Origin of the sequence: Kribbella sp. NPDC026611, from assembly GCF_040638345.1 — a bacterium.
GTDB lineage: Bacteria > Actinomycetota > Actinomycetes > Propionibacteriales > Kribbellaceae > Kribbella.
This window is the reverse complement of record NZ_JBEZYC010000003.1, coordinates 756,624-764,093: the sequence shown is the minus strand read 5'-3', so window position 1 is coordinate 764,093 and position 7,470 is coordinate 756,624. Positions and strand designations below refer to the sequence as shown.

The 7,470-nt window shown below is 69.2% G+C and carries 10 protein-coding genes and 1 riboswitch; of the genes, 6 read left to right on the top strand and 4 right to left on the bottom strand.

Going from position 1 to position 7,470, the window contains the following annotated elements; genetic code table 11:
* From AB0E69_RS15545 to AB0E69_RS15530, 4 genes are all read left to right on the top strand, one after another.
* A partial coding sequence (locus AB0E69_RS15545; protein WP_360144970.1) for a hypothetical protein occupies window positions 1-302 on the top strand: 302 nt, incomplete at its 5' end.
* Window positions 303-323: 21 nt separating this feature from the next.
* Entirely contained in the window at window positions 324-1,250 is a 927-nt protein-coding gene (locus AB0E69_RS15540) for a DUF5937 family protein (protein ID WP_360144967.1), read from the top strand.
* Between the two features lie 21 nt (window positions 1,251-1,271).
* Window positions 1,272-1,382: riboswitch (TPP riboswitch) on the top strand.
* Window positions 1,373-1,576 carry a sulfur carrier protein ThiS gene (thiS, locus tag AB0E69_RS15535; protein ID WP_360144964.1) on the top strand — a complete coding sequence of 68 codons (204 nt, stop codon included), beginning with the start codon at window positions 1,373-1,375 and terminating at the stop codon, window positions 1,574-1,576. Its footprint overlaps the riboswitch before it by 10 nt.
* Window position 1,577: 1 nt before the next feature.
* The gene (locus tag AB0E69_RS15530; protein WP_360144961.1) at window positions 1,578-2,351 is read left to right on the top strand and encodes a thiazole synthase; all 774 of its coding nucleotides are present in this window, start codon (window positions 1,578-1,580) and stop codon (window positions 2,349-2,351) included.
* Here the strand turns inward: AB0E69_RS15530 and AB0E69_RS15525 are convergent.
* Window positions 2,307-3,356, bottom strand: coding sequence for a LacI family DNA-binding transcriptional regulator (locus tag AB0E69_RS15525; protein WP_360144958.1), 1,050 nt, complete (start codon window positions 3,354-3,356; stop codon window positions 2,307-2,309). The two genes, AB0E69_RS15530 and AB0E69_RS15525, sit on opposite strands and share 45 nt — an antisense overlap.
* 101 nt (window positions 3,357-3,457) lie before the next feature.
* Between AB0E69_RS15525 and AB0E69_RS15520 the strand changes: the two genes are divergently transcribed.
* Complete coding sequence (locus tag AB0E69_RS15520) at window positions 3,458-3,817, top strand: RidA family protein (RefSeq protein WP_360144955.1); 360 nt, start codon at window positions 3,458-3,460, stop codon at window positions 3,815-3,817.
* 28 nt (window positions 3,818-3,845) lie between these two features.
* Here AB0E69_RS15520 and AB0E69_RS15515 read toward each other — a convergent pair whose 3' ends face one another.
* Window positions 3,846-4,718, bottom strand: coding sequence for a serine hydrolase (locus tag AB0E69_RS15515; protein WP_360144952.1), 873 nt, complete (start codon window positions 4,716-4,718; stop codon window positions 3,846-3,848).
* Complete coding sequence (locus tag AB0E69_RS15510; RefSeq protein ID WP_360144949.1) at window positions 4,715-5,605, bottom strand: LysR family transcriptional regulator; 891 nt, start codon at window positions 5,603-5,605, stop codon at window positions 4,715-4,717. Before AB0E69_RS15510 ends, AB0E69_RS15515 begins: the two co-directional genes overlap by 4 nt.
* Before the next feature lie 112 nt (window positions 5,606-5,717).
* On the opposite strand from AB0E69_RS15510, the gene AB0E69_RS15505 reads away from it, so the two are divergent.
* Window positions 5,718-6,725 carry an MBL fold metallo-hydrolase gene (locus tag AB0E69_RS15505; protein WP_360144946.1) on the top strand — a complete coding sequence of 336 codons (1,008 nt, stop codon included), beginning with the start codon at window positions 5,718-5,720 and terminating at the stop codon, window positions 6,723-6,725.
* Here the strand turns inward: AB0E69_RS15505 and AB0E69_RS15500 are convergent.
* Window positions 6,715-7,461 (bottom strand): alpha/beta fold hydrolase, encoded by a 747-nt coding sequence (locus AB0E69_RS15500; protein WP_360144943.1) that lies wholly within the window; start codon window positions 7,459-7,461, stop codon window positions 6,715-6,717. The two genes, AB0E69_RS15505 and AB0E69_RS15500, sit on opposite strands and share 11 nt — an antisense overlap.
* Window positions 7,462-7,470: the final 9 nt, after the last annotated feature.

The window sequence follows — 7,470 nt, the reverse complement described above, 5'->3', positions numbered from 1 at the left end:
CAGAGGTCAGCGGCCCGGCAGAGGTCAGCCGCCCGACAGAGGTCAGCGGCCCGGCAGAGGTCAGCCGCCCGACAGAGGTCAGCGGCCCGGCAGAGGTCAGCCGCCCGACAGAGGTCAGCGGCCCGGCAGAGGCGGGTGGGGCGGTGCCGGCTGGGGGTGAGGGACTGGAGCCGGATCTTGTTGAGGAGGAGGGGGAGGTGGGGTTTGATCTTGGGGTTGATGTCGGTCTGCCGCAGGTGGAGTACGGGCGGGAGGGTTTTGATGTTGACAGCGATCTGGGGTTGGGGAACGGGCCGGGCTGAGCGGCTGTGCTTACTTATGTTTTGAGTTCGCGGGATCTGGAGGAGCTCAGGTTTGCGGTGTCGCCGGTGGCGGAGATGGTGCTTTCGTTGCGGGCGTTGCGGGATCCGGGGCGGTTTCCGTTGCAGTTGGGGTGGGTGCGGGCGGTGCAGCCGCGGGTCACTGAGCTGGACTGGGATGTACTGCGGTGGCTCGTCAACGACACCATGGGGAGCCCGGACTTCCTCACGCCCCGGCCGACCTCGCCGTTGACGCAGCTAAAGGACGAGCTCGACGGCATCGCCAAGGTCGACCGGGCGACGTTCGAGCGGCAGCTCACCGCGGTCAACGGCGAGCTGCCCGACTTCGATACAGCACAGGTCGTGGCAGCGCTGGAGGCGTACTGGGACGCGATGATGGCGCCGTACTGGGACCGCATGCGGACCCTCCTCTCCGCCGACATCAGCTACCGCGGACCTGTCCTCACGCAGCACGGCACTGCCGCCATGCTCAACGGGCTCGCGCCGGCGATCACCTACGCCGATGGTGTGCTCGAGGTAGACCAGGTGAGCAACCCGAGCCGCAGTGAGCGGATCGACGGCCGCGGGCTGGTCCTGCAGCCGAGTCTGTTCGGACCGCACGCAGTCATCCCCTTCGACCCCGGCGCTGACCCGATCCTCGGCTACCCGCCACGCGGCCAGGCCAACCTGTGGTCCGTCGTCGAGCCGCCCTCCCAGCAGGACCTCGCCCAGCTCATCGGTACGCCCCGCGCCCACATCCTGGAGCTCCTCACCCACCCCCGCACCACGACCGACCTGGCCGGCGAGCTCAAGGTGACCCCATCTGCAGTCAGCCAGCACCTGCAGCTGCTACGCCGTACGGGACTGGTCGAGCCGCAACGCACCGGCAAACAGGTCCTCTACCGCCCGACCGAGCTCGCTGTCCTGCTGACCGGAACCGGCGTCGACTGACCGTACGGCGTGAGCTAGAGTCGAAAGCCCCGCGGGAGCTCGGAGGACCGGGCTGAGAGGGTGGCCGAGCCGTCACCGACCGCTGAACCTGACTCGGGTAATTCCGGCGTAGGGAGGATGCGATGGATTCGGTCTGGGTGAACGGTACGGCGACCGACGTACCGGCCGGGCAGTCGGTGGCCGACGTGGTGGCGCAGTACTCCGACCGCACCACGGGCATAGCGGTCGCGGTGAATCAGAACGTGCTGACCAAGGCCGAGTGGGCGCAGACCGCACTGCGGCCCGGCGACCGGGTCGAGATCGTCAGCGCGACGCAGGGAGGCTGACATGGACGATCCACTGGAGCTCGGCGGGCGCACGTACACCTCGCGGCTGATCATGGGGACCGGCGGTTCGGCCAATCTGGAAGTGATGGAGGAGGCATTGATTGCCTCCGGCACCCAGTTGACCACGGTCGCGATGCGGCGGCTCGGCACCGGGCACGAGGGCTCGGTGCTCGACGTACTCAAGAAGCACGGCATCGACGTGCTGCCGAATACGGCCGGCTGTCACACCGCGGCCGAGGCCGTGCTGACGGCGAAGCTGGCCCGCGAGGCGCTGGAGACCGACCTGATCAAGGTCGAGGTCGTTGCCGACGACCACCTGCTGCTGCCGGACCCGGTGGAGCTGCTGGACGCTGTGGATGCCTTGGTGGCCGACGGTTTCACTGTGCTGCCGTACACGAACGACGATCCGATCCTGGCCAGGCGGTTGGAGCAGGCGGGGTGTGCTGCGGTGATGCCGTTGGCCGCACCCATTGGTTCGGCGCTCGGGATCCGCAATCCGCACAACCTGGCGCTCATTGCGGAGGCGGCCGGTGTGCCGGTGATCGTGGACGCCGGGATCGGTACGGCGAGTGACGCGGCGCTGGCGATGGAGCTGGGCTGCGACGCGGTCATGCTCGCGACGCCGGTCACACGCGCAGAGAAACCGGCGCTGATGGCGGCCGCGATGCGCGACGCGGTCTCCGCGGGTCGCGCGGCCCGCCTGGCCGGCCGCGTCCCCCGGCGCTGGCAGTCAGCCCTCGCCTCGTCCCCCACCCAGGGTCTGCCCAACTTCTGAACCTCTGCCCGGCTTCGGGCCGGTGCTGGCGCGGACATGCAGGGCCAGGTCCGGTACGTCGCCCTCGCCGTCCGCCCCCGTGATCGCGGCGTGCAGGCGTCGCCACGCCAGCTCGCCGAGGTCCCGCTGCGGTACGCGCACGGTCGTGAGCGACGGTACGGCGAAGCGCGCCAGGCCGATGTCGTCCATCCCGGTCACCGACAGCTCGTCGGGTACGGCGACGCCGACCTCGTTGAGCCTGGCGAGCAATCCGAACGCGACCAGGTCGTTGAAGGCGACCACCGCCGTACCACGGGCAGCCAGGACACGGTCGACGGCGCCGTACCCGTCCTCGATCGAGCGGCCGCAGTCCAGCCGCACGATCTCCAGGCCGGTGATTTCACGCTCGGCGACGTCGAGGGCGCGGAGTCGCAGGGTGTTGGAGGCGCTGGCGGCCGGACCGGCGAGGAAGACCAGTCGCCGGTGTCCTAGCGCGACGAGGTGGTCGACGACCATGCGAACGGCTCGTCCGTAGTCAACGAGGACCGACGAGACTTCGGGTGGCCCCTGTCGGTTGACGAGCATCACCGGCTGCACCTGTGGCAGTAGTTCCAGGAGGCTTGGTTCGTCGAGGCGGGGCGAGACCATGATCAGGGCGTCGCAGCGGCGCCGCGCCTCGATCGCGATGGAGGCCTCCGCGTCTGGGTCCTCGTCGGACTCGGCGACGAGCACGCGGTACCCGGCGGCGGCCGAGGCGCTGGTGATCCCGCGGAGGATCTGCTGGAACAGCGGGTTGCCGAGGTCGGGGACGAGCAGGGCGACCATGTTCGTCGTACCGAGTGAGAGGCTGCGGGCCAGGTCGCTCGGGCGGTAGTTGAGCCGGTCGGCGGCCGCCCGGACCCGCGCGACGATGTCGGGCGCGACGTTGAGTCGCCCATTCATCACTCTCGACACCGTCGCCCGGGAGACCTCGGCCGCCCGCGCCACGTCGGCGATGGTGATCGAGTCCTTCGGTGTCCGCCCCATGCCCGAATCCTAACGGAAACCGGTTTCCAGACCTGATCGCGTGGTCGGATGAAGGCACAACCGAGGGAAGGGACGCCTGATGGAGTTTCCGCAGCCGGAGAATGTTGCCCCCAGGCAATGGTTATAGCCACGTCGCGACCGCGCCCGGACAGTGGGTCGCGATCGCCGGGCAGGTGGCACTGGACGCGGACGGGAAGTTCGTCGGCGTCGGGGATGCCGCCGCGCAGGCAGAGCAGGTGTTCGCGAACCTGGACGCCTGCGTGAAGGCGGCCGGCGCGACCTGGGCCAACGTCGCGAAACTGAACTTCTACGTGACCGACATCGGCATCCTGCCCGTCCTCCGCACGGTCCGCGACCGGTACGTCGACACGAACAACCCACCCGCCAGCACAGCCGTCCAGGTCGTCAGCCTGTTCAGCCCCGACGCCCTGCTCGAGATCGAGGCCTACGCAATTATCTGACCGCCCTTCGCCCGCCTGCGGATGGCACCTATCTGAGGAGGTCGACCGCTAGGCGGGCGGCTTTGCCGATGGCTTGGTCTGCTCGGGGTTGGCGGGTGTCGCCTCGGGCGGATTGGGTCAGGGCTGCTACTGCGTAGGCGGTGCCGTCGGGGAGCGTGATGACGCCGACCTCATGGCGCAGGGCGCCGAAGGTGCCGGTTTTGCCGGCGATGCGGATGCTGTCGTGGGGGAAACCGGAGGCCAGGCGGTGCTGGAAGATTTGGTGGTGCATGGTGCCTTTGGCGAAGCTGGTTTGGTCGGCCGACAGGAGTTCGCCGGACCACAGGCGCTGGAGGAGGAGGGTGAGGTCTCGCGGGCTGCCGGCAGAGGCGTTGGCGGCTGAGTAGACGCCGTCGGGGTCGGTCTGGTCGTTGTCGGCGAGGATGGCGAGGGCCGCATCCGGGTCGTTGGTGCCGGTCTTTTCCTGCAGGTCTCGCAGGTTGGCGGCGGTTCCCCGGCGTACCCAGGTTCGCTCGAGGCCGAAGGATTCGAGGATCGTGGCCAGGCGGGTCAGGCCGACGATGTTCAGCAGCGCGTCGGCTGAGGCGTTGTCGGAGACCGTCATCATGGACAGGGCCAGGTCGCGGAGCGAGAGCGTGACCGGATCGGCGAAGAGCGAGAGGCCGGTCGGTCCGGCTGTTTTGGTCAACGGGTGGAGGGTGATCCGCTCGCGCGGCTTCACCTGGCCTTGGTCGACCAGCCGGCAGAAGCCGGCCAGCAGCGGCAGCTTGTAGACCGACGCCAGGGGTACGACGTGATCCGCGTCCAGGTCGACCGTCGCCGAGGGGTCGGCCAGCGCGACCGCGTGGAACCAGCCCTGAACGCCGGCATCGTCGAAGATCGCCCGGATCCGCGCGTTCACACCGCACCCGCTTCTGGGGTGGTCAGGGCTTGGGTCAGGTGGGCGAGCGTGTCTGCTGGGTGTGGGAACGGGGTGCGGGTGCGGGACCAGACGAGGCGGAGGCGGAGGGGTAGGGGATTGCCGGTCAGCCGGTGACGGGTTACCCAAGGGGCTGTGAGGGCGGGGTCTGCTGTCACTACGACTGCCTGGCCGGCGGCGGTCATTGCCAGGCCGGCTCGTTCGTCGGTGACGACTACTGTGCCGCCGTCGGGTCGGTGCAGGGCGAGCGTGTCCAGGAACAGGTCGCGGGCGGGCGGGGCCTCTGCGCGTGGGCGGACTGCTACCGGTAGGCCGGGCAGTTGTCGGAGCTCTACGACCTCGCCTGAGGCCGTCCCGGCTGGTGCGAGGGCCCAGGTCGGTAGCAGGGTGACTGGTCCGGCTTCCAGGCCGTCGAGGACGGCCGGGTGCAGTACGGCGGCCAATGTGAGGCGGCCGGTGCTCACCTGGTTGATCAGCGAGCTCGTCGGTGCAGTCACCACCGTCACGCGGCTGCCGGCGATCGCGGTACCGCAGGCCGCGGCGACTGCAGCGCCTGCCGAGGGCGGTACCTCTGGCGCCAGTCCGAGCCGGATCTCGGGGCCTTCCGGATCGCGGGATACCGCCGCCTGGTGGAGCTCTTCCATCGAGGTGAGCGCCCGGCGTGCGTACGGGAGGAGCGCGGCACCCGCTGGGGTCAGCTCGACTCGGCCCTGGCCGCGTTCGAACAGCTTCGCGCCGACCAGCGTCTCGAGGCGGCGCAGCCCTTGGGAGAGGGGCGGTTGGGTGATCCCGACGACCCGCGCCGCGTCGCCGAAGTGTTGCTCCTCGGCGAGGGCGATGAAGATCTGCAGGTGTCGCTCGGTGAGCATGACCTCACTGACCTGCGGCGATATGCATTGGCGATCGGACCATGCGTAAGAGCATATTCGACATGGGCTCCGCGCTCTGCCTTGACTGGAAGCTCCAACGAGAGGAGACAGCGTGAAGGTGAGTCGAAGGGGCATGCTGGCCGGCGCGGCGGCGGCAGGAGCGGCAGGCGTGATCGGGATCGAGAGCCGAGGCGAGGCCGCGACGACGACGGGGACGGCGGGGAGGGCGGCGACGGCCGGGACCGCGGGGCCGGCCGGGACCGCGCGCGGGGCGGAGACAGGCGTTGGGGCGGGGGTGGCGGAGGCGAAGCGGGAGTCAGTGGAGCTGACTTGGTTCGGGACCCACGCGTGGCAGCTCAAGTGCGGAAACAGTGTGCTGCTGACCGATCCGTACCTCAGCCGCCTGCCGACCGGCGCGTTCGATCCCTCAGGGACGAATTCGAAGACGCGCCTGGTGACGAACACCCGCGTGATCGACCAGCAGTTGAGTACGGCGGACGCGATCCTCGTGCACCACGCGCACTACGACCACATGGCGGACGTGCCGTACGTCGCGCAGAAGACTCAGGCGACCGTGCTCGGTACGGAGACCCACGTCAATCTGCTCAAGGCGATGCGGACTCCGGCCGAGCTGTTGTCGCCGGTGCGCGGCGGTGAGTACTTGGTGTTCGACGGCTTCACGCTCGAGGTGTTCCCCTCACTGCACTCGTGCGGTGGACCGCGGCACAACTATGTCTATCCGGGGTACCGGTTCGAGGTCCCGCCGCGGCCGCGCGTGATCGAGGATCTCGTCGAGGGCGGGACGCTCGCGTTCGTGATCACGATCGGCGGTGTACGGATCCTCAGCTTGAGTACGGCGAACTTCGATCCGCATGCTCTTCGCGACCTCGAGGTGGATGTGGTCTTCGCAGCGCCGGGTGGTGAGCCGGGCATCACCGATCGGCTGCTGAGCACGATCAAGCCGGTGCGGAAGGTGATCGCGACGCACTGGGACGACTTCACCAAGCCGCTCGACCAGCCGGCCAAGCCTTGGACCGATCTGACGTCGCTCCGCAACTCGGTCGAGCGGACCGGGGCGGAGTTCGTCGTTGTCGACCTGCTGGGGAAGATCAGTCTCTAGGTAGGAACTCGTCCAGGACCGCAGCCACCTCGTCCGCGCGCTCCAAGGTCTGCATGTGCGGTACGCCGGGGAGCTCCCGGAAGCGAGCACTGGGAATCCCGTCGGCGATCCCGCGCAGGAGCGCGGTCGGGCCGGAGGCATCCGCTCCCCCGGCGACCACCAGGACCGGTGCCGGGAAGTGCGCAAGCTTGCCTTGGGCATCGAGTTCCTTCATCGATCGCCAGGCCCTCGCCCAGGAGGCGGGGTCCATCGCCAGCAGACAGTCCCGTGCGTACCGCACGCCCGGGGTGTCGGCCGCGAGCGCTTCCGAAGTGAACCAGCGGGACAGCGACTCGTCCAGCTGAGCGGCCATCCCACCGGCCTCGGCTGCAGCAGCCCGCTGCTCGAAGACGTCGGGGAACGCTCGGTCGGTCGTCGCGAGCAATGCCAGCGACGCAAACCGGCCGGGGTCCTCGATCGCTGCGGTCTGAGCGATCGCACCGCCGTACGACAGGCCGACCACGTGCGCCGTCTCTAGCGAGAGCTCGTCGAGTACGGCGAACAGGTCGCGGGCCAGGTCGCGCAACGTGAACGGCTGAGGCGCCGCGGCGGCCTCGCCGTGGCCACGGAGGTCGTAGGCGAATACGCGTCGGCCGACGGCCAGCCGGTCCACGATCGGGGTCCACATGTGCTTGTCGAGGCCGAGGGAGTGCAGGAGGAGGACGGGTGGGCCGCTGGTGCCGCGTTCCAAGAGCATGGTTTGATC

Excerpts from the sequence above, each read along its gene's own strand:
- AB0E69_RS15520 (WP_360144955.1), top strand. The coding sequence starts at position 3,458 with ATGTTGCCCCCAGGCAATGGTTATAGCCACGTCGCGACCGCGCCCGGA.
- thiS (WP_360144964.1), top strand. The coding sequence starts at position 1,373 with ATGGATTCGGTCTGGGTGAACGGTACGGCGACCGACGTACCGGCCGGG.
- AB0E69_RS15510 (WP_360144949.1), bottom strand. The coding sequence starts at position 5,605 with ATGCTCACCGAGCGACACCTGCAGATCTTCATCGCCCTCGCCGAGGAG.
- AB0E69_RS15500 (WP_360144943.1), bottom strand. The coding sequence starts at position 7,461 with ATGCTCTTGGAACGCGGCACCAGCGGCCCACCCGTCCTCCTCCTGCAC.
- AB0E69_RS15525 (WP_360144958.1), bottom strand. The coding sequence starts at position 3,356 with ATGGGGCGGACACCGAAGGACTCGATCACCATCGCCGACGTGGCGCGG.
- AB0E69_RS15530 (WP_360144961.1), top strand. The coding sequence starts at position 1,578 with ATGGACGATCCACTGGAGCTCGGCGGGCGCACGTACACCTCGCGGCTG.